At 40.9% G+C, this 20,630-nt stretch carries 20 protein-coding genes; 15 read left to right on the plus strand and 5 right to left on the minus strand.

Going from position 1 to position 20,630, the window contains the following annotated elements:
- The first annotated feature begins 14 nt into the window (after positions 1-14).
- Positions 15-749, plus strand: coding sequence for an EcsC family protein (locus PQ477_RS15225; RefSeq protein ID WP_052008003.1), 735 nt, complete (start codon positions 15-17; stop codon positions 747-749).
- A gap of 228 nt (positions 750-977) precedes the next feature.
- Here the strand turns inward: PQ477_RS15225 and PQ477_RS15230 are convergent, their stop codons facing one another.
- Positions 978-1,694 (minus strand): cytochrome c biogenesis CcdA family protein, encoded by a 717-nt coding sequence (locus PQ477_RS15230; protein ID WP_060705407.1) that lies wholly within the window; start codon positions 1,692-1,694, stop codon positions 978-980.
- 283 nt (positions 1,695-1,977) lie between these two features.
- Between PQ477_RS15230 and PQ477_RS15235 the strand changes: the two genes are divergently transcribed.
- The 4 genes from PQ477_RS15235 to hemY all read left to right on the plus strand — a co-directional run bounded on the left by PQ477_RS15235 (position 1,978) and on the right by hemY (position 7,898).
- On the plus strand, positions 1,978-4,131 hold the full coding sequence (locus PQ477_RS15235; RefSeq protein WP_274272395.1) for a transglycosylase domain-containing protein: 2,154 nt from the start codon (positions 1,978-1,980) through the stop codon (positions 4,129-4,131).
- A 402-nt stretch (positions 4,132-4,533) separates the two neighbouring features.
- The gene (gene hemE, locus PQ477_RS15240; RefSeq protein WP_186370795.1) at positions 4,534-5,574 is read left to right on the plus strand and encodes a uroporphyrinogen decarboxylase; all 1,041 of its coding nucleotides are present in this window, start codon (positions 4,534-4,536) and stop codon (positions 5,572-5,574) included.
- Between the two features lie 4 nt (positions 5,575-5,578).
- A complete protein-coding gene (gene hemH, locus PQ477_RS15245) occupies positions 5,579-6,517 on the plus strand; it encodes a ferrochelatase (protein WP_144558690.1) in 939 nt (312 codons plus the stop codon).
- On the plus strand, positions 6,474-7,898 hold the full coding sequence (gene hemY / locus PQ477_RS15250; protein WP_274272397.1) for a protoporphyrinogen oxidase: 1,425 nt from the start codon (positions 6,474-6,476) through the stop codon (positions 7,896-7,898). The genes hemH and hemY overlap by 44 nt, the downstream gene beginning before the upstream one ends.
- A 23-nt stretch (positions 7,899-7,921) precedes the next feature.
- On the opposite strand, the gene PQ477_RS15255 is transcribed toward hemY, so the two are convergent.
- A complete protein-coding gene (locus tag PQ477_RS15255) occupies positions 7,922-8,059 on the minus strand; it encodes a YrzI family small protein (protein ID WP_081762162.1) in 138 nt (45 codons plus the stop codon).
- Between the two features lie 491 nt (positions 8,060-8,550).
- On the opposite strand from PQ477_RS15255, the gene PQ477_RS15260 reads away from it, so the two are divergent.
- The 4 genes from PQ477_RS15260 to pheA are packed head-to-tail and all read left to right on the plus strand — an operon-like array spanning position 8,551 to position 11,772.
- A complete protein-coding gene (locus PQ477_RS15260; RefSeq protein WP_274272399.1) occupies positions 8,551-9,072 on the plus strand; it encodes a Spo0B domain-containing protein in 522 nt (173 codons plus the stop codon).
- Positions 9,073-9,104: 32 nt separating this feature from the next.
- Positions 9,105-10,391: a GTPase ObgE gene (obgE, locus tag PQ477_RS15265; RefSeq protein ID WP_274272402.1), complete on the plus strand. Its 1,287-nt coding sequence runs from the start codon at positions 9,105-9,107 to the stop codon at positions 10,389-10,391.
- 37 nt (positions 10,392-10,428) lie between these two features.
- Positions 10,429-10,872 (plus strand): ACT domain-containing protein, encoded by a 444-nt coding sequence (locus tag PQ477_RS15270; protein WP_035395209.1) that lies wholly within the window; start codon positions 10,429-10,431, stop codon positions 10,870-10,872.
- 24 nt (positions 10,873-10,896) lie between these two features.
- A complete protein-coding gene (gene pheA / locus PQ477_RS15275) occupies positions 10,897-11,772 on the plus strand; it encodes a prephenate dehydratase (RefSeq protein WP_035395208.1) in 876 nt (291 codons plus the stop codon).
- Between the two features lie 85 nt (positions 11,773-11,857).
- Here the strand turns inward: pheA and PQ477_RS15280 are convergent, their stop codons facing one another.
- Positions 11,858-12,397, minus strand: a complete 540-nt coding sequence (locus tag PQ477_RS15280) for a transcription repressor NadR (protein ID WP_035395207.1) — start codon at positions 12,395-12,397, stop codon at positions 11,858-11,860.
- Between the two features lie 5 nt (positions 12,398-12,402).
- Entirely contained in the window at positions 12,403-13,515 is a 1,113-nt protein-coding gene (locus tag PQ477_RS15285; protein ID WP_274272403.1) for an IscS subfamily cysteine desulfurase, read from the minus strand.
- Positions 13,516-13,608: 93 nt separating this feature from the next.
- On the opposite strand from PQ477_RS15285, the gene nadB reads away from it, so the two are divergent.
- The 5 genes from nadB (at position 13,609) to PQ477_RS15310 (ending at position 19,487) form a co-directional block, all read left to right on the plus strand.
- Positions 13,609-15,129, plus strand: coding sequence for an L-aspartate oxidase (gene nadB, locus PQ477_RS15290; RefSeq protein WP_274272404.1), 1,521 nt, complete (start codon positions 13,609-13,611; stop codon positions 15,127-15,129).
- Entirely contained in the window at positions 15,116-15,955 is an 840-nt protein-coding gene (nadC, locus tag PQ477_RS15295; RefSeq protein ID WP_060705398.1) for a carboxylating nicotinate-nucleotide diphosphorylase, read from the plus strand. The genes nadB and nadC overlap by 14 nt, the downstream gene beginning before the upstream one ends.
- 51 nt (positions 15,956-16,006) lie before the next feature.
- Positions 16,007-17,059 carry a quinolinate synthase NadA gene (nadA, locus tag PQ477_RS15300; RefSeq protein ID WP_490723219.1) on the plus strand — a complete coding sequence of 351 codons (1,053 nt, stop codon included), beginning with the start codon at positions 16,007-16,009 and terminating at the stop codon, positions 17,057-17,059.
- Positions 17,060-17,174: 115 nt separating this feature from the next.
- The gene (locus PQ477_RS15305; RefSeq protein ID WP_274272406.1) at positions 17,175-18,647 is read left to right on the plus strand and encodes a LysM peptidoglycan-binding domain-containing protein; all 1,473 of its coding nucleotides are present in this window, start codon (positions 17,175-17,177) and stop codon (positions 18,645-18,647) included.
- Positions 18,648-18,719: 72 nt separating this feature from the next.
- A complete protein-coding gene (locus tag PQ477_RS15310; protein ID WP_144558695.1) occupies positions 18,720-19,487 on the plus strand; it encodes a YhcN/YlaJ family sporulation lipoprotein in 768 nt (255 codons plus the stop codon).
- 26 nt (positions 19,488-19,513) lie between these two features.
- Here PQ477_RS15310 and PQ477_RS15315 read toward each other — a convergent pair whose 3' ends face one another.
- Positions 19,514-19,885, minus strand: coding sequence for a cupredoxin domain-containing protein (locus tag PQ477_RS15315; RefSeq protein WP_035399069.1), 372 nt, complete (start codon positions 19,883-19,885; stop codon positions 19,514-19,516).
- A 151-nt stretch (positions 19,886-20,036) separates the two neighbouring features.
- On the opposite strand from PQ477_RS15315, the gene PQ477_RS15320 reads away from it, so the two are divergent.
- Entirely contained in the window at positions 20,037-20,570 is a 534-nt protein-coding gene (locus tag PQ477_RS15320) for a BofC C-terminal domain-containing protein (protein WP_144558696.1), read from the plus strand.
- Positions 20,571-20,630 lie beyond the last annotated feature (60 nt).

Genomic DNA, 20,630 nt, shown 5'->3' on the forward strand with positions numbered 1-20,630 from the left:
AGGGGGCTCTCGTAATGAATGTAAAGGGTGTAGAGGAAGAGCTTGCAGTATGGAAACGGCAGCAACAACGACCAGAATCACACTTGAAAAAAAGGATTGGACATTTGCAAGATGCGATCAATCTAAAGATGCCTAAACTCTACCATGCAGCTGCTACACAATGTGTGAAAATGACAGCGGAAGCAATTATGTACGGCATTGATATGTCCAATCAACTAATTGTGAAAGAAATACGTTCTTTTTCCCTTGAAGAAGCAGACCAGAAAGCGGTGGATATGTTTCGACGTTATCGCCGTATGGCATTAGCGGAGGGGATTGGAACTGGGGCAGGGGGATTTGTTGCAGGGGCAATGGATTTCCCTCTTTTTCTATCGTTAAAATTAAAAGCGTTGTTTGACGTTGCACATCTATATGGATTTTCAACCGCAACACTACACGACCGTTTTTTTATTTTATTATTGTTTCAGTTTAGCTATGGTAATCGAGCACATCGATTAGATGTATTAAAAGAAGTTGAAACCTATATTCAGTTTGGTACGATTAATGAAACGAATTGGAAACAATTGCAGCTTCAATATCGAGATACCATTGATATTCCGAAAACTTTGCAACTCCTTCCAGTTGTTGGGGCGGTATTTGGAGGAACAGCGAACTACTATTTATTCACAAAACTTGAAGAGAACACCATTCAGCTCTGTCGAATGCGTTGGCTAGCAGAATTCAAGCGAGCAGCTCTGGAGAAGGGTTAAATGAGGAATATGTAGAAAAGGTCGTTCCATAAAGTCATTGTTTGACTTTACTAGTTACGGCTTTTTTTTTTGGTATTGTGTTTAAAAGCGAATTGTTATGAGCTGTTTACGAAGGATAAGGTTCAAAATAAAGCTCACGTTTAAATTTCTATTAAGTTACTCCAGCATGAGTAGCTCCACGATGCGGCACTACTCATGAGTAAGGAGAATCTTGCAAGAACATACGGTTTATTTCATCCAGCTAGGCGTATACTGGGCCATCATCGCTGCAAGTGTTGAAAAATAACCAGTGAATAAAAGAATGCCCAGGATAATCATAATAACGCCACTGACTTTTTGGATAATCGGTAAGTAACGATTCATACGTCTCATTTTGTGCAATGAACGTGCCCAGAGCATGGCAATAAGTAAAAACGGAATGCCAAGTCCAACAGAATAAATAAAGAGCAAAAAGACGCCGCTCCATATAGTAGCAGATGTACTTGCTAAAGTGAGAATACTTGCTAACACAAGCCCAATGCATGGTGTCCAGCCAGCAGCAAATAAAAAGCCGAACAATAACGATTTTGAAAAACTTGCCGCAGTATTAGAAGACGGCTCTAATCTTTTGTCTGAGAACAGAGCACGAATAGAAATCAGTCCAGTCATTTGTAGACCGAATAAAATAATAACAATTCCTCCAAGGCGCTCTAGTAGTGCTTGATTGCTAACAAAAAGCTGCCCAAGCATCGTGCTTGCTAATCCGAACAGCATAAAGACAAGTGTGAAACCAGCAATAAAGCCAAAACTTCTGGACAGGATGATCCTTCTAGGTGCAGCAATGGCCCCATTTGTGACAGTAGTGCCTGTTAGTTGAGATAAATAAGCAGGCATTAAAGGAAAGATGCACGGTGAAAAGAAAGAAACTAAGCCTGCGAAAAACGCAATGCTAAAGGTTACTTCCATTTAGCTCAGCCCCTTAAAACAAAAAATAGATAATGATGTACTAGTCTATGACCTTTCCAAGTGTAACATGTTTAAACAAATGAAAGCGAATTCGTTTAGCATGCAATTTTGAACATTACGTGATAAATGTCAAAGAACCCCTAAATACATTGTAAATTAAGCGAAAATCTCACCGAATCCTGTCTTTTTTTTATATGATAAGTACGATAGACTGGATTGTAGTTTGTTTTCATTGTGTTATTAGACCTATAGGGGGGTCATTGATCTGCTGAAAAAATGGAGTTTGGTTGCGAGTGCGTTCGTCGGTATGGTAGCACTGTCTTTCATTATATTCGTAATCTTTATGTTAGCTGGTTCTTATCAGCTAGACGAAGAGAAACTTATGATGAATCGATCGAGCGTCCTCGTCGATACAGAAGGAAATGTAATTACGAACTTATATATGGAAAATCGAGAGTTTGTTAGCATTACAGAAATCCCTGAGTACGTACAGCAGGGGTTTGTTGCGATGGAAGATTCACGCTTTTATGAACATCAAGGCATTGATTTTAGAGCAATTGGGCGGGCGCTTTATCGAGATTTACTAGCAGGAGCAAAAGTTGAAGGGGGGAGTACGATTACCCAACAACTTGCAAAAAATTTGTTTTTATCAAATGAAAAAGCATGGCTCCGTAAGACGAATGAAGTACTAATAGCAATGAATTTGGAGCGACGGTACAGTAAAGAAGAAATTTTAGAAATGTACTTAAATCAAATATATTTTGGTCATGGTGCTTATGGCATTGAAGCGGCCTCTCAATTGTATTTTAATAAACCTGCTAAAGAGTTAACCGTGTATGAAGGTGCTTCGTTAGTTGCTGTCGTGAATGCGCCTAGTACGTTTTCTCCATTAAATGAAGTGGAAAAAAACAAAGAACGCCGCGACCTAGTACTAAAGGTCATGGCGCAACAGGGTTACTTATCAAGCGAAGAAGCATCATCTTATCAGGATGCTCCGGTAGAAACGGATCATCAAGAATATGTATTGGATGAAGCGTTGTTTACGTACATTGATATGGTGATGGATGAAGCAAGCGAGCGCTACAACATAAGTAACAATGAATTACTTACAGGTGGATATCGTATTGTGAGTCCGATTGATTTGGCGTTTCAGCATGAGACTTATCGAGCATTAAATGATGAACGTTTTTACCCTGAAGGAAGTAAAGATGCGCAAGGAGCCATGATGTTCATGGATGTTAACACTGGCGGGGTGTTAGCGGCACAAGGTGGAAAAGAGTATGTTCGAAGAGGGTTAAATCGACTTAATGTTAATCGATCTCCAGCATCAACATTTAAACCACTTGCTGTATATGCGCCAGCTTTGGAAAGTGGCATGTATCATCCTTATTCTACGTTAAAGGATGAATTGCTTCTATATGAGGATGAAACAGAAGATGGCTACACACCACGAAACGCCACTGGAGAGTATAGTGGTGAAATGACATTATATGATTCCCTCGTTCAATCGGCTAATGCACCAGCTGTTTGGCTACTAAACGAAATGGGAGTCAGCGATTCAGTTCGTCAATTAAGAAAGTTTGGGTTGCAGGTGCCAGACAGACAGTTATCACTCGCGTTAGGTGGTCTTTATGAAGGCGTGACTCCTTACGAAATGACCAAATCGTATCGACCTTTTGCTCATGAAGGTCAGTTGATTGAACCTCATTTTATTAAAGATATTTATGATTCCAATGGCAAGCGAGTTGGTGGAGCTAATCTAGTTGAAACAGAGGTCATGTCTGAGCAAACCGCTTGGTCAATGACGCGAATGCTCGAACAAGTAATGAAAGAAGGTACTGGCGCTACTGGTGTGCAAACGACGTCTCCTATCGCTGGAAAAACAGGAACTCAGGGCTACCCAAATGTAGCGGGAGCAGTACGAGATGCTTGGTTCGTTGGGTATACGCCTGAGGTCGTTGGAAGTGTGTGGATGGGATATGATACGACAACCGACGATCAGTACTTTACAGGGGGAAGTCAACACCCGACGCGTTTATTTCAAGCGATGGTAGATGAGCTGCCTGCTTCAAATCAAGGGACAGCGTTTGTAAAGCCAGAAGGTGTTAAAGATCTTGAGCCACCTATTGCGATGCAAGAGATAAATAATTTCGAAGCGAGTTATTCTCTCGGAGGAAATGGTTTGTTAAGCGTCTATTTAGAGTGGGATGCGTTTGAAGATGATCGAATGGAATTCAACGTTTATGAAGTTCAAGACGATGAACGAAAAAGAGTAGCTTCGAACTTAACAGAATCTAGCTACTCAGAAGGACGGTACAATCCATTTTCCATTCCAAGTTATCAAATCGTTGCATATGATCCTGTAACAGAGGTAGAAGGATCTGAGAGTGAGATTCTAAAACCGAGCTTTGAGTTTTCTTTTTCTCTTACTCCATAATCATAACAAAAACGTAGTGTTTTGACGCTACGTTTTTTTTAGTTCATTCTATTAAAATGACGGGTATAAGCATTGGTAAGTGATGTGGCTATACAGTGAAGCGTATTCTTTTTATGAAGACACATGATCAAAAAGGAATGAAAATATAGCTTTTGAATGTCCTTTAACTTGGAGATACTAGGACGTGTGTTGAGAAAATAACGCTTGTGCCAAGATTTTTGACAAAATCCATCAAAATCATGACAATTTATCATAGTGTGTGTACAACTGTTCAGTAGGTTATTATAGTTAAAGAGATAAAAAGAGAACGATAAATAAGCAGAAACGTCGATTTTCTGTTTTGTTTCAAGTAAGATAGACTTTGTGAGATTTGTTCGTTTGGAGAGGTGGATAATAGTGAGTATGGCGTTTAACGACACATTTTTGAAAGCATGTAGGGGAGAGGCTCATGACCATGTACCGGTTTGGTATATGAGACAAGCAGGGCGCTCTCAACCTGAATATCGGAAAATCAAGGAAACACATAGCTTGTTTGACATTACACATGACCCTGAACTTTGTGCGTATGTAACGAAGCTACCAGTTGATCAATATAACAATGACGCTGCTATTTTATACAAAGACATAATGACACCGCTCCCTTTTATCGGTGTGGATGTAGAAATTAAGTCAGGAATCGGTCCAGTCATTTACAATCCTATTACGTCAGAAAAAGATGTCGAGCAATTAGGGGAATTAAATCCTGAAAAAGATGTTGCTCATGTATTAGAAACGATAAAAATTCTACGTAACCAGCTTCATGTACCGCTAATCAGCTTTGCTGGAGCGCCATTTACATTAGCGAGTTATATGATTGAAGGCGGTCCCTCAAAAAATTATCATAAAACAAAAGCATTCATGCACTCGAACCCTAAAGCGTGGCATTTGTTAATGGATAAGCTTGGTACGATGACTGTTGCGTATGTGCATGCACAAGTTGCGGCTGGTTCGCAAGCCATACAGTTGTTTGATTCATGGGTGGGAGCATTGAGTGTAAGTGATTACAAACGGTTTATTAAACCAGTAATGGATCGAATTTTAACGGAAGTCCGTTCGGAAGGAGTTCCGCTCATTTTACATGGGGTAGGTACGCCTCATTTAATGAATACGTGGAAAGATATGCCAGCTGATGTCATTGGACTTGACTGGAGAACGACAATCGATGAAGCCAGAGCAATAGGAATTGAAAAAACGGTTCAAGGAAATTTAGATCCGTCCATTTTACTTGCACCATGGAATGTTATTGAGCAAGAGACGAAAGCAATTTTAGACCAGGGACTAAAGAGTAACCACTTTATCTTTAACTTAGGCCAGGGCGTTTTCCCAGAAGTATCTCCGGATACATTAAGACGATTAACGGCTTTTATTCATGAATACTCAGCTGAAGTGAAGCGAAAGGGGTAAGAAAATGAAGAAAAAAATTGGGTTACTTGTAATGGCGTATGGTACCCCTCGAAAGAAAGAGGAGATTGAACCCTATTACACGCATATTCGTTATGGGCGCCCGCCTTCTCAAGAGGCGTTACAAGATTTAACGGATCGGTATGAGGCAATTGGTGGGATTAGTCCATTAGCTCGTATTACCGAACAACAAGCAGACGGACTTGCTGAGGTACTTAATAAACGGTTTGAACAGTATGAATTTATTCCATATCTAGGGTTAAAGCATATCTCACCTTTTATAGAGGATGCGGTTCAGCAAATGCATGCGGATGGTTTAGATGAAGCGGTATCTATTGTACTTGCACCACACTTTTCCACGTTTAGCGTAAAGTCGTATAATGGACGTGCAAAAACGGAAGCCGAGCGATTAGGTGGACTGACAATTAAATCAGTAGAAAGCTGGTACACTGAGCCGAAATTTTTAACTTATTGGTCAGAAATGATTCAAGAAGAAATGAAAAAAGTAGCTTCAAAAGACGATCTTTGCGTGATTTTTTCTGCACACAGCTTGCCTGAGAAGATTATTGCAGCAGGAGACCCGTACCCTGAGCAATTAAAAGAAACGGCACAGCTACTAGCTGAAAAAGCAGATGTTATGCATTATGAAATTGGATGGCAGAGCGAAGGGAATACACCGGATCCTTGGCTTGGCCCTGATGTGCAAGACTTGACGAGAGAGTTGTATGCCGACAAAGGCTATAAAGCTTTTATGTATTGTCCAGTTGGTTTTGTAGCAGAGCACCTAGAAGTCTTATATGACAATGATTACGAATGTAAGGTTGTAACCGATGAGATTGGTGCTACCTATTTAAGACCACCAATGCCAAATGATCATCCGCTCTTTTTAGAAGCAATGGCAGATGCCATTGAAAAACAGTTTGCTGCTGTTGATACGTATGAGTAATGATCAAGTAGCCATTATCGGTGCAGGGGCTACTGGATTAGCTGCTGCACTTTGGTTAGAAGACCATACATCCATACAGTACCACGTGTTTGAGCAACAGGATCGTGCGGGTGGTAAAGTTGTAACAACAGTGGATGATGGGTTTATTATTGAAGGTGGCGCGGATTCTTATTTAGAGCGTAAAATCGCCATGACCGATTTAATTAAGAGAGTTGGTTTAGAAGAGGAACTTGTTCGTAATGAAGTGGGACAAGCATATATCTTAAAAGATGGCGACCTTTATCCAAATCCAAAGCGAACGGTCTTAGGTATTCCTACTGACCTTGATGAATTTATGAAAACGGACTTAATTTCGGATGATGGTAAGAAAGAACTTTTAAAGGAATATAATAAGCCAATGGCCCCTAGAGTGAATGAGGACATCTCGTTAGGAGATTTCTTTGAACATCGACTAGGTAAAGAAATGGTCTCTTCATTAATTGAGCCTTTATTAGGTGGTATTTACGGTGGAAATATTTACGAGTTAAGTATGAGAGCGACTTTCCCTCATTTTTTAAAGATGGAGGAAGAAGGTAGTTTGCTCAGAGCACTCGAACAGAAACAGCAGCCTCATGAAAACGTCAAAAAACAAGGTATGTTTTTAACAGTAAAAACGGGACTACAATCAGTATTTGAGGCAGTTGTTGCGAACCTTAAGGAAGGGAGTGTTTCCTTCAATACACAAGTGGAAGAGATTGTGAAAGAAGGAGACAATCGTTATTTAGTCCGTTTAGCTAATGGTGAGAAAAAAGGACCGTATCACTCGGTGCTTATTACGACACCACCGCAAAAAGCAAGTGAGCTAATACCGGATAATAAGATTAAACAGCAATTGCAAGCTCTGACAGCTACAAGTTGTGCAACCGTTGCTCTGACCTTTCCCGAGTATGCAATCGATATTCCTCATGAAGGAACTGGTTTTGTCGTTGCTCGAAATGGACAAGAAACGATAACAGCTTGTACGTGGACAGATGTAAAATGGCCACATACAGGAAAGTCAGGTAAAACGTTAATGCGCGCATATGTAGGGAAGCCTGATCAACCTGAGATCGTTCATGAAAGTGACGAATCTATAACAAATGCCGTTTTAGCAGATTTAAAAGGTATTATGAATAGTAACGCGACCCCGGAGCGCGTACACATTACGAGGTGGTATGAAGCAATGCCACAATACAAGGTTGGTCATGTCGAACGGGTAAAACAACTTGCACATGAGTTGACTGCAACACATCCTGGCTTGCATGTTGCTGGTGCTGCATTTGAAGGTGTTGGTGTTCCGGACTGCGTGAAGCAAGGGAATGAAGTAGCGAAGAAAATAGTTGATACAGTAAAAGTGACGTGATAAATGCCATCACGTCACTTTTTTTAATGCATGTAATAAGTTGTGCGAATTTCTTCTAATCGCTCCATTGCTTTATTATTATAAACAATGGTCTCAAGTTCTTTTTTTGAATACGTTCGTTTTTTAATATGAATAGAAAAGAACAAAATCGAAAAAGTCATTGTGTTACTGACCTCCTTTCGTAGGAGGTGCTAGTTTAGGTAAAGCCTGGCACCTCATCGATCATCATTAATAAATGTGTTTGCAGTTGGCATTGCGTAATTGTCATTATAGACACTCCTTTTCTAAAATTTTCCAGTAAATAGGCATAAAAAATACAGGTCCTCTTAAAAGGCATTAAAAGCCCTTCGTTTACCTGTTCACCGTATGCTAAGCCATATTTAAAAGAATGACTGTTAACGAATATAACGTGAACAAAACGAATCGTATGAAATTGGCTGTGGTGTTTTCATTGTCATAAACATTTTGTTCATCTCCTTTTTCATTAACTATTGTAAATCATAACGGATGTTCACAAATTTGTAAATATTTTTTGGGAAAAAAGTGAATTTTTTTTGACGGCGTGTGCAAATTTCATCCCTGTTTGTCTGAATTTGTTTATGCTATAATAGGAAAGATGTGCTGGATTTCCTTATTAAAAGGAGAGTTGACGATGAAAGACGATAAAGAGATAATCAAGCTTCTTAGTTCAATCCGACATGATTGGTTGAATGCGATGCAGCTTATCAAGGGAAATGCTGCATTGGGAAACCACGATCGGATCACAACGATTATCAATGAAATGGTCTTTCAAACTGCAAATGAAAGCCGGTTAAGTAGCCTGGATTTACCACAAGCTGCCGTAACCATTTTAATGCAAAAGTATATGCAAACGAATCATTTACTGGACGTTGAAATAGATGGAGAGCTATTCTCTTTAGCAAAGTATGACGAGCATTTAACTTGTGCGCTAAGGCAATTCTTTTTAGCTTATGACGCGATTGTAGAAAATGATACGAGTCAATTGCATATTTTCTTCACTTTTTTCGATTCTTCTTGTTTAATTGAAATCAGTTCTGACCAAATTTTAAACAGGCAGACATTGGATAATAGCCTAGCATCATTGGGTAAAATTAGTAAGCTAACAGCAATTGATCAACATACGTACGCAATTACAGCGCTACTAGAAGCTTAATAGCATCGAGCGTTATATAGAGGTGGAATAAAATGTTTATAGATAAAGTAAAGGTATATGCAAAAGGTGGCGACGGCGGGAATGGTATGGTCGCTTATCGTCGTGAAAAATATGTTCCTGATGGTGGACCTGCTGGTGGAGATGGAGGCCGGGGCGCCAATGTTGTGTTACAAGTAGATGAGGGATTACGGACATTGATGGACTTTCGTTATAACCGTCATTTTAAAGCAAAGCGTGGAGAACATGGAATGTCAAAAAACATGCATGGGAAAAACGCGAAAGACTTAGTGGTTTCAGTCCCTCCGGGAACGACAGTAACGGACGAAACGACAGGTGCACTAATTGCTGATTTAACGGAACACGGACAATCAGCTATTGTTGCAAAAGGTGGACGTGGTGGACGTGGAAACGTTCGATTTGCCACACCAGCAAACCCAGCTCCTGATCATGCTGAAAATGGAGAGCCAGGTATAGAACGAAATTTAGTTCTTGAACTCAAAGTATTGGCTGATGTTGGGCTAGTTGGCTTTCCGTCTGTTGGTAAATCGACATTGCTTTCAATTGTGTCTGCAGCGAAGCCAAAAATAGCTGATTATCATTTTACAACGATTACACCGAATTTAGGCGTTGTTGATACACAGGATAATCGTAGTTTTGTTATGGCGGATTTACCAGGATTAATTGAAGGCGCTCATGAGGGTGTAGGTCTTGGACACCAATTCTTACGTCATATTGAGCGTACACGTGTCATTGTGCATCTAATCGATATGTCGGCCATGGAAGGACGCGATCCAGTTGACGACTATAAAAAAATTACAGCAGAACTGGCACAGTATAATTATCGTTTAACAGAGCGCCCGCAAATTATTGTAGCTAATAAAATGGACATGCCAGATGCTGCTGGAAATCTAGAGCGATTTAAACAAGAAATGGACGAAGAGGTTCACATTCATCCAATGTCTGCGATTACGCGAGAGGGTGTAAGAGAGCTCCTTTTAGCGATAGCTGATGAGTTAGAGCATGCGCCGGAATTTCCACTCCATGATAAAGAAACAGATGAAGAAGCGCGAGTGGTGTATCGACATGAAACACCGGTTGATCCATTTATCATTACACGTGCTGATGATGGTGTCTATGAAGTGAGTGGTGCTGAGCTAGAGCGTGTATTTAAGATGACTGATTTTGCAAGAGACGAATCGGTACGACGATTTGCTCGAAAGCTAAGACGAATGGGTGTTGATGCGGCTTTACGTGAAAAAGGCGCTAAAGACGGTGATATGGTTCGAATTATGAAATTTGAATTTGAGTTTATTGACTAGCTAAGACGAATGAATACGAGTGGGGGGGATACGAAGGGTGAGTGACAATCAGTTTTTTCTAGTGAGAGAAGATATGTTAACCGATGCAATGCAGCGAACGTTAGAAGCAAAGGCACTACTTGCAACTGGAAAAGCAGCGAAGATTAATGAAGCCGTTCAGCTTGTAGGCATCAGTCGAAGTGCATTCTATAAATATAAGGATGGTATCTTCCCTTTTCATTCTGTTAATAAAGAACGTATTATTACGTTAATGATTAATTTAGAAGATCGATCCGGGACGTTATCAGAATTACTTCAAATTGTTGCGAGTACCGGAGCGAATATATTAACAATCAATCAAACGATTCCACTTCAAGGTCGAGCGAGCATTACCTTATCCGTGGATACCGCTCCAATTCAAATTGGGCTCCATGAGTTATTTGCAAAAATGAAATCACTTGAAGCAGTCGAGCGAGTAGAAATGGTTGGCTCTGGCTCGTAGATAAAGAGGGGAGTGGAGAGTAAAATGAAAAAAATCGGCTTTCTTGGACCAAGAGGAACCTTTACAGAAATGGCAGCGAAGTTTCTTTTCCCTCAAGATGAGAGAATACCGTTAAAAACCATACCAAGAACAATTGATTTAGCCTTTAATAAAGGAACAGATTATGCAGTTGTTCCAATCGAAAATGCGATCGAAGGAACTGTTAACGTCACCCTTGATTATTTAATCCATCAAAAACCAATGCCTATCGTTGGGGCGGTTTCAATTGGTATTGCACATCACTTATTGTCCGCTTCAAGAAAAGAATTTGCTTCTATTGCTCCAAAAAAAATCATCTCGCACCCGCAAGCATTGGCTCAATGTCATGCTTTTATACAGGAGCATTTTCCTGACGTCATAGTGGAGCATGCAGATTCGACGGCGCAGGCAGCTGCTTGGCTTGCGAAACATCAGCAAGATGATGTTTGTGTAATTGCAAACCGAGAGGCAGCGAATCTATACGGTCTCTCTATCGTCGCAGAAGACATTCATGATTACCGTGAAAATCAAACGCGATTTTTAGTCGTTTCGGCTAGTCATCAACAAGAGCAACTCGTAACGAAACAAGCCCACGTAGGTGAAGTAACGACACTAATGGTAACACTCCCGTCTGATTTTACAGGAGCGCTTCATCAAGTGTTATCTGCTTTTGCATGGCGGAAACTCAACTTATCTAAGATTGAGTCTCGTCCAACGAAAACAGGATTAGGTAACTATTTCTTTATTATTGATGTTCAACAGTTAATGGACGATGTACTATTACCTGGAGCGATTGCCGAATTGAACGCATTAGGCTGTAAAGTAGATGTGCTTGGAAGCTACTGTACGTATAGCGACCAACTTACGCGAGTAGAAAAATAAAAAAAACGCTGGACTCATGTAAATCGGTAAATCGATCTACATGAGGCTCAGCGTTTTTTTGTGGTATTTAACTTAGCCTATCATCTTATTCCTCTACTAAATAGCCTTTTTCCTTCAGATGTTGAAGTGCTCGCTCAATTTGTTGTTCAGTATCTGCTTCAACAGAATGTAGATGGATTCCGTTCGTTAATTGAGATAGTAAATAAGCACCTTCTTGCTGCAAGCGATCGCAAAAGGCATTCACATCTTGACGATTGGATAAACGTAATGTTCCTGTAATTTCACCATAAATAGGGTGTTCAATGATAACGTCTATTACGGTTAAGCCACTATCGACAAACGTATATAATTCGTCTCTTGTATCTTCAGGAGCGTGTTGAACAGCGATAAGACGCTTGATTCGCTGTTCTTTTTGCTGTTGTAAATACAGGTACCCTTGGGCTGTAGAAAAAATAGGCTCGCCTTTTGCTTTTAACAGCGACATATCTTGGACAATGACTTGTCGGCTAACACCTGAACGTTTAGCTAAATCACTTCCTGTTATCGGCTGACCTTCTTCAAGCAACCACTGTAAAATTGCAGAACGTCTTTCTGAGGATACTAATTTTTTTGGTTGGTTTTTCATCGTAATCACCTTGTTAATATTGTCTTAAACGTTTGAATCAAGAAAGAGATATCTTCTGATGTTGTTGGCTCTCCAAACGTAACGCGAACGTATTGTTGAGTATATTCAGCTGTATACCCAAGGGCCAGTAAAGCTTTAGAGGGCTCAGCTTGTCCAGCTCGACAAGCTGAACCAATCGCGATACATAATCCAGCTCGACTACATTCAAGCATAAATTGTTGACCGCTCCATCCGTGAACCATCATCCCTAGATGAAAAGGTAAACGGTTAGGAGGATTAGTGCCGACAATGGATACGTCTGTTCCTAACTCTGAGAGAATGGAGCGCTGCCAACGAATGTGCTTAGTTGAGAGTGTTTCCCTAATAGACAATGCGTGCTCCAGTTCAACTGTAAAAGCAGCAATAGCTGGCAAGTCCACTGTACCTGGTCTCATCCCGTACTCATGGGTAACAGCTTGTAGAAACGGTTTAAAATAATGCTCAGGTGCTAAATAAATGATACCTAAACCTTTTGGAGCGTACAACTTATGAGCAGAGAAACTGGCTGCATCGACTAATGAGAGATCGATCTCAATCTTTCCTAAACCTTGAACACAATCACTATGAAATAGTATATCATGACTTCGTAAAATCTCACTAAGGATGTGTGCATTCTGTATGGTGCCTACTTCGCTTGCTGCGATTGAAACTGAACAAAATACGGTGTCTTCGCGAATGACTGCTAGTAAAGATGGAATCGATACCTCACCAGTTGGAAGAACTTCCACATAATCAACGTCAAATCCTTGTGTTTGCAAATACAAAAAAGTGGATAAAACGGATGGATGCTCTGTCTTTGTTGTAAGGATATGTTTTCCTTTATGAATCAACGAACGCACTAAAGAGACAATGGCTAAAAAATTTGCTTCAGATCCTGATCCTGTAAAGTAGATTGCGTCCTTTGCCACATTTAACTGTGTTGCAATTCGCTCTCGGTAATAATGTAAATGCCATTCAGCATGAACCCCAAGTGTGTGGGCGCTCATGGGATTAGCGAATTGTTCTAATGCGCATTCTCGGTAAGCGGTAAGCGCCCTTTCTGACATTGGTGATGTAGAACTATAGTCAAAATAATGCATACTGGCTCCTTAAAATTATAGTTGTATTTTCTTTTATTCTATGTAAATATAGGTGACAAGACAAGTGTATATTTACACGAGTGGGAGGTTCAATTGAAAACCGTCATTATTATTGGATCTGGAATAGCTAGTTTAACTGCAGCCCATAAGCTTGCTGACCATTTTAATGTGATTATTTTCACAAAGTCATCTTATAAAGAAAGTAACTCGGCCTTTGCTCAAGGTGGGATTGCGGCAGCCCTTGATAAGATGGACCATCCCATTCATCATTTTCAAGACACGTTAAGCGCCGGGAAAGGGGCTAATGACGTAAGGATGGTCAAGTTGATAACAGAAAAGGCTGGAAACCTCATTCATGAGCTTGAAGAGATAGGTGTGCAGTTTGATACGCAAAATGGGTATTACGCACTTGGCCGCGAAGGCGCACATCAAAAAAATCGAATCGTTCACGTAAAAGATCAAACAGGTAAAGCCATTATAGAAACCTTATGGGCGCGTGTTGCTCCTCGCGTAACTGTATACGAACATACAGAGGTAACGGGGTTGATTAGAAAAGGGGGTGTGGTCACGGGGATATGCACGTTAGAAAGAGAGTGGACCGCTTATGCTGTGGTATTGGCAACAGGAGGAGTAGGCCAACTTTACGCGTTAAATTCAAATGCAAGGACAGCTACAGGAGAAGGAATGTATCTCGCTTACCAAGCAGGTGCTGTGTTAAAAGATTTAGAGTACATACAATTTCATCCAACGATTTTAAAGGGGAAATATTCGATCCTAATTAGTGAAGCTGTTCGTGGTGAAGGGGGCTATTTAATAAATGGAAAACAAGAGCGTCTAATGAGTCGGTATCCAAAAGGTGATTTAGAAGGAAGAGATCTCGTATCAGCTGTTCTTCATGAGGCAATCGTGCAAGGAGAAGACATTTATTTAGATGTAAGACATCTTCATTATTTTTCAACTCGTTTCCCATTTCTATATCAAGCATGTTTACAGGAGGGGATAGATCCAGCAAGAACCCCCATTCCGGTTGCGCCAGGTGCCCATTTTATTTGTGGAGGAGTGGAAGTAGACCAAGTCGGAAGAACGGCAGTTGGACACTTATATGCGATTGGTGAAGTAGCTTGTTCTGGCGTACATGGTGCAAACCGGCTTGCAAGCAATTCTTTACTTGAAGCAATTTATTTTGCAACAGCATGTGCAGACGACATAGTATCAGAATCTAAAAAAAACCCACCAGTACATCCGGATGATCCCTTTTCCCATGTGCTCGTGGACCCTCAGGAACATCTATTGCCTAAACGTGATGAATTGCAGCAGCGGATGATGCATCAAGTAGGCATAAAGCGCTCCCAGCAAGGCTTGCAGGAGATGCTAGAGTGGCTTGATGCATATCGAAGAAAGCCTGCCTCATGTAAGCAATCCTTTGAGGATAAAGGTATGTTTGAAGTAGCGACCTTCATTACACGTGCGGCATTAACAAGGGAAGAATCAAGAGGAACTCATCAACGGAGCGACTTTTTAACGGAATCATCTAGTTGGAGAGAGCGAACAATTCGTTTTTGCTATGGGAAAATGTCCGTCATAACTCAAGGAGGTTTCTGTGAACAGCATTAAAGTAAAAGAAGCGCTAAAACAATTTATTTTAGAAGATATTGGCGATCGAGACGAAACGTCAGAAAGTATTTTTTATAGATCAACCGTGACAGCAACTGCTGAAATAACCGCTAAAGAGTCAGGTGTATTTGCAGGTGCCCAAGTGATGAGTACGTATTTTTCTCTCTTTGATAATGACATTCAAACCTCCAGTTATAAAACAGAAGGACAGTTTATTGAAAAAGGGGATGTTCTTGCAACATTTGAAGGGAGCGTAAGTACCATTCTTCAAGGAGAACGTGTGTTACTAAATGTATTGCAACGTATGTGCGGCATTGCGTCAACGGTTCATTTAGCAAAAGAGCGCTTAAATGACCCTTCCATACGCTTGTGTGATACAAGAAAAACTGCACCAGGGCTTAGAATGTTTGATAAAGCAGCCTGTCGCGCTGGTGGTGGGTATAATCACCGAAATGGCTTACATGATGCTGTGATGTTAAAGGAGAATCATATTGCGGCTTGTGGTTCCATTTCAAAGGCTGTTCAACGTGTAAAAGCAATTGCAGGGCCGATGCTGAAAATTGAAGTAGAAACAACGAATGCCGAGGAAGTAAAAGAGGCTGTGGCGGCAAAAGCAGACGTCATTATGTTTGATAATGCTTCGCCTGACGAGATTCGCGCCTATCAACAACTCGTCCCACCTTCAATATTAACCGAAGCTTCCGGGGGAATTGATTTGTCAACGATACACCTATACAAAGGCACAGGAGTAAACTTTATGTCTTTAGGGTTTATCACCCATTCGGTAAAAGCACTTGATTTAAGCATGTTACTTAAGAGAGGGTGAAGCACAGTGGAACTGGTAAAACCAACAATTCTACCTGAGCACTACCGGACGATGTCAACGGAAGAGAAAGTAAAGCGAATACGCCAAGCAAAAGCCTACTTTGGTAGTGAATTACTAATACCAGGTCATCATTATCAAAGAGAAGAAGTCATTCAATTTGCGGATGCGACAGGGGATTCCTTGCAGCTTGCCCAATTATGTGCAAAAAGTGATGCAGCATTTATTGTGTTCTGTGGCGTTCATTTCATGGCGGAAACGGCTGACATGTTAACGAGTCGTCGTCAAACGGTTCTTTTACCTGACCTCGCAGCGGGCTGTTCTATGGCAGACATGGCAACCCATGCACAAACGAAACGAGCATGGAAAAGCTTAACAGAGCTTTACGGAAATACTCTTGTGCCATTAACGTATGTTAATTCAACTGCTGCTATTAAGGCTTTTTGCGGTGAACATGGTGGAGCTTGTTTAACGTCATCAAATGCAAAAGAAATGGTCAGCTGGGCGTTGGGTCAAAAAGAACGGCTCTTGTTTTTACCAGATCAACACCTTGGTCGCAATACAGCAGCTGAAATTGGCATTCCGCTTGAGCAAATGGCTGTTTGGTGTCCACACAAAAATGAGTTGGAACGAGTGGCTGACACTAGTCTAGAAGACATTAAAATCATTTTATGGAAAGGGCATTGCTCGGTTCATGAAAAATTTACTGTTACCCAGATTGATGAAAAGCGGGCGAAATCTCCTGATATGACTATTATTGTGCATCCTGAATGCAGTTATGACGTTGTTCAAGCTGCTGATGATGCAGGCAGTACACATCATATTATTCAAGTGATACAACAAGCTCATTCAGGATCAAAATGGGCGGTTGGCACAGAAATGAATTTGGTAAATCGGTTAGCTAAACAACACCCTGACAAACAAATTGAATCCTTAAACCCTTTTATGTGTCCTTGCTTAACAATGAATCGAATTGACCTTGAACATTTATGTTGGACGCTTGATTTATTACGTGAAGGTGTGTACCAATTTAAAATTAAAGTACCTGAAGCAATAACAAAGTATGCCAAAGTGGCCTTAGATCGCATGCTATTGTCAGTAAAATAAAATAAGTTGTCCTCGGCATATGCAATAAATTATTCTCATATTCTTTTCTGAAGAGAACATTATGGAAACAGTGCGCATAGTGTGTACGAATGCCTATAACAGGGGGGACGACCCAATGAGAATTCATATTGTACAAAAAGGGGACACTGTAGGAAAACTGGCCGATAAGTATGATTTATCGGTAAAGCAAATTAAACAAGCGAATTCAACGATTACAAATCCAGACGTATTAATGCCAGGAATGAAAGTGAAGATTCCTTCTCCAACAGTTGCTGTTCGAAAAGAAACATCTGTGAAAGAACCGAAAAAACCGCTACTAAATAAAAGTGAAAAACTTGAGCCATTAAAAAAACCAACTACAAATGCGACCGAATTAGACTCTATAAGTGCGTTGAAAACATTAGCCCAACCACCAAAACAGAGTGTTTCACAGGCGCCTGAACCGAAGCCTTTGCCGCCAAAGCCAGCGTGTTCATCATGTGGGACGTATCCAAAGTCACCAACATATGCCGCTAATCAGCAAGTGAGCGTAAGTAATCAGTCAACGATCCCGCAAGCGATGAATGAAAATCATCCTATGCACGAAATGGCTGGAAATCAACAGTCATTAATGAATCAATGGTCAACAACAAACGAATCTTCATCTGTTGAACCAATGATGAATACGACTAACGGAAACCACCACGCTCCTATGCAACAAGGAATGGGAGGAAACCACAACGCTTCTATGCAACAAGGAATGGGAGGAAACCACCACGCTCCTATGCAACAAGGAATGAGTGGAAACCACCACGCTCCTATGCAACAAGGAATGGGAGGAAACCACCACGCCCCTATGCAACAAGGGATGAGTGGAAATCACCACGCCCCTATGCAACAAGGAATGAGTGGAAACCACCACGCTCCTATGCAACAAGGAATGGGAGGAAACCACAACGCCCCTATGCAACAAGGGATGAGTGGAAATCACCACGCTCCTATGCAACAAGGAATGAGTGGAAACCACCACGCCCCTATGCAACAAGGAATGGGAGGAAACCACCACGCCCCTATGCAACAAGGAATGGGAGGAAACCACCACGCCCCTATGCAACAAGGAATGGGAGGAAACCACCACGCCCCTATGCAACAAGGAATGGGAGGAAACCACCACGCCCCTATGCAGCAAGGAATGAGTGGAAACCACAACGCTCCTATGCAACAAGGAATGGGAGGAAACCACCACGCTCCTATGCAACAAGGAATGGGAGGAAACCACAACGCCCCTATGCAACAAGGGATGAGTGGAAATCACCACGCCCCTATGCAACAAGGGGTGAATGATCAACACCATCATCCTACGTTTGTAAAAAAAGATGGACAGTGGAACACATCTAATCAAAGTTGGTTCTATCCACAAATGGATTCATACGCTCCACCAGTAGAGCAATACGGTCAAGTACAAAATGAGTATGGATATAGAGGGGCACCTGCTCATAATCAAGCGCCACAATGGGAGACAATGAATGCAATGCAATCATCATATGCTCCTTATGAACCGAAAGAACAAGTGAATAATTATGATGAAAGAGATACTCAAGAAGATTAATTAAAACCCAACAACTAACAGATTAAAATTCCTCTTTTGGTGGACAATATCACTGAAAGGGGGATTTCAAATATGAAAAAAACAATAGCTTCTTTTCTATGTGCGGCAGTTATTACGACTGGTCTTACAGCTTGTAATGGTGGAAATCAAACGCAAGGGAATATGTATCGTGGTAGTGAAGCACAAATGGGGTATGATAACGGTGGATACGACTATAATGCGAATTATCCGTATTATGGAAACGGTGTCGGTGGGAAAGAGTATTATCAAAACAATCGTTTCTCACAAAAGAATGACCGTTTAAATAACCCAAAAGCCTACTATAACCAAAATCGTAAAATGGCTCATGGACGAGGAATAACTGGTAATGATCGACCTGGTATGGTTGATGAAAATGGTGTACTAAATCGCAAACATGACACGATGAGCGGTAGAGGCATGCAGTTTAAACGTTCGTCTATGCACAAAAAGACAACTGAAGCACACTATCATAAAGATTATGATGGAAAGCATATTAGCAGTTTAACAACTGAACTGAAAAAGATGGATGGCGTTCAAGATCCGCGTGTAATGGTCCATGGTGATGAAGTTGTTGTTGGTTATAAAACCAACGGCAAACAACATAACCTAGATCGTGATATGCATAAACACGTTCAACGTATTATGGGAGAAGACAAGCATGTAACCGTCACTACTGATAGGGATGCTTACACTTCTATGAGTAAAATGGATGACCGTTTACGAACAGGCGCTGCTTTTAAAGAAGTAGAAAATACGTTTCAAGACATGATGAAAGACTTAGGCCGTGCAGCAAAGAGACCGTTTGAAAAAAGTCGTTAAAAAAAGAAGGCATATGCCTTCTTTTTTTATGTGACAACCAGTGTTGCAGTCATATCTGCATGACCGCTCCCGCAAGGAATTGAACAAATAATGTCATACTCTCCAGGCGCTAAAGTAGCAATAGTAGAACCTTGCTTGTTAAGCACTACATCTTCGCCGCCATTCGCTTCTCGAATAATAATTCCATGGTTGCCACTTTCATTAATAAGTTCAATTGTTGTTTCGCCGGATGGGACAACATACTCTTCTTCGTCAAAATGCCAGTTAAGCGCTTTAATGGTTACGGTTTCATCCGTTTCCACGTTTTCATTCTGCGCATCATTTGCCTCATTGCCGCCACATGCTGCTAACAGCACAACAAAGATGAAACCTAGTACGTGTGAGACGATTTTTTTCATGAGATCACTCCTTTTTTCTACACTCTATTATGGCATGGTTTTCTTTTTACTAAAGGCGAAGATATGAAAATCCTGTGTCTTTTTAAGGAATAGAAGGAAGTGAAAATGGTAAGAATGGGTAGCATCTGCACATAGAAGGAGCGTATAACGTATGTACAAAAAAATCATCCATAAACACTGGATACCCTTCGTACTTGGGGCGTTTTCTGTTATTCTTTTTTATAGTACATTGATTATTTGGAATGAGAATGAACCAACAGAAATAAGCCGTCCTGATGCAGTGAGCGAACAGGCTGACAATGAAGTGGAGCTCTTGTTTGAAACCGTTTTTGCCGATGGCATTAGTCAAGAAGAAACGAGGAAAGAAGCAATTTATTCTTTACAAGATTTCTGGTATGAATACAGTAATTGGCAAGTGGTGGATCAGAAAAAAGGGTTTGTTCATTTTAAGCAGGAACTGCTTGATCTATCACCTGAGGTCAAGCAAAATGGCTATTTAGGCTTGTCCGATGATAACCGTTTAATTTTATACACGGGTCAACCTGAAGCGAAGAAAATTATTCAAACCTATGACCAGCTGGAGCGGTACCCATTAACTCCTTCAGTTCAGCTTGCCCTTGCTGAAGGGATGAAAGTATCCACTGTTGCCGAATTAGTTGCGATTGTTGGCCAGGGCGCTCAATAAAACGAGCTAGGGTACGATCTTTTTTTTCATGAAAAGCTTGTCGAAGAACCGATAAGCTTT

The sequence above is a fragment of the Shouchella hunanensis genome, from assembly GCF_028735875.1.
Lineage (GTDB): Bacteria > Bacillota > Bacilli > Bacillales > Bacillaceae_D > Shouchella > Shouchella hunanensis.